1 protein-coding gene is annotated in these 1,526 nt (G+C 70.7%); it reads left to right on the top strand.

The genetic code is table 11. From position 1 onward, the window contains the following. Window positions 1–1,080 (top strand): enoyl-CoA hydratase/isomerase family protein (locus GRF61_RS24070; RefSeq protein WP_169153143.1); only part of this gene is annotated, 1,080 nt, incomplete at its 5' end. Window positions 1,081–1,526 lie beyond the last annotated feature (446 nt).

The following is a 1,526-nucleotide window of genomic DNA, read 5'->3' on the forward strand; positions in this document are numbered from 1 at the left end:
ACCCTGGACAGCCCGAAGACGCTCAACGCCCTGACGCTGCCGATGATCGACCGTCTGGCCGCCGCGCTGGACACCTGGCTGGCCGTCCCCGCCATCGCCGGCATCCTGCTCGAAGGCGCCGGCGGCAAGGCCTTCTGCGCCGGCGGCGACGTCGCTGCGCTGTACCGCGCCATCAAGGCCGCCGGCGGCAGGCCGGTGCCCGAAGCCGCCCACTTCTTCGAACGCGAATACCGGCTGGACTACCGCATCCACACCGCCGCCAAACCCATCCTGTGCTGGGGCAAGGGCATCGTCATGGGCGGCGGCATCGGCCTGCTCGCCGGCGCCTCCCATCGCGTCGCCACGCCCAGCACCCGCATGGCCATGCCGGAGATCACCATAGGCCTGTACCCGGACGTCGGCGGCAGCTGGTTCCTGCCGCGCATGCCCGGCCACGGCGGCCTCTTCCTGGCGCTGACCGGCGCCGCGCTGAACGCCGCCAGCGCCCGCTTCGCCGGCCTGGCCGACTTCGTCCTCGCCGACGAGGCCCTGGACGATGTGCTGGCCGCGCTCGCCGCCACCCGCTGGAGCGGCGAAGCACAAGCCGACCGCACCCAGCTCAGCCGCCTGCTGCAGGCCCGCGCGCTGCCGGACGACATCGCCACTGCGCCGCTGTACCGCCACTTCGACCGCATCGAACAAGCCATCGGCCCCACTGGCGGCGGCCTGCCCGACCTGGCCGCCATCGCCCCCCGCCTGCGCCAGCTCGCCGACGACGCCGATCCCTGGCTCGCCGCCGCCGGCCGCGCCTTCACCCACGGCGCCCCCAGCTCGGCGGTGCTCTCCGCCACCCTGTGGCACCAAGCCCGCCAGCTGTCGCTGGCGGAAGTGTTCCGGCTGGAATACCAAGCCTCCCTCGGCGCCACCGCCCAAGCGGACTTCGCCGAAGGCGTGCGCGCCCTGCTGATCGACAAGGACCGCCAGCCGCGCTGGCAATACACCGCGCTGGAGCAAGTGCCGCAGGGCTACGCCGAGGACGTGCTGCGCGCGCGCTTCAGTGGGGAGCATCCGCTGGCCGACCTGGGCCGGGTAAAGGAGTGAGGTGCAGCGCCGGCTGGGCACTGCGCAGCTGAGCCTGGTCGTTGGATCAACGTACCGCTGAAGCAGATCGCGTTAGGAAACACCGCTGGCGCTGGTGATGCTCCGGGCAAGGAATGCTCTTTCAACCCCCTTGCAGCAACCGCCAAGGCCTCATGGCCAGCCCCACCTCCCATAGAGCGAAGTCTTTCCCCTCCCCCTCGTGGGGGAGGGCCGGAGAGAGGGGGAGTGCCCGCCAGGGCGCCAATGGTCGCTCAAGCGCCGCGCCCCCCTCTCCCCTTCCCCTCTCCCACAAGGGGAGAGGGGAAAACCATCGCAGCGCCAAGGCCCTCAGTGGACTTCCATCTGCTGCGGAAGATGCCGAAACGTATGGGGGGCGGGAACTCCGGGCCACAGCAGCAAAACCTGTCTCTTTATACACATCTCCGAGCCCACGAGACCGGAGCCTA

Origin of the sequence: Azoarcus sp. TTM-91, from assembly GCF_012911025.1 — a bacterium.
Lineage (GTDB): Bacteria > Pseudomonadota > Gammaproteobacteria > Burkholderiales > Rhodocyclaceae > Azoarcus.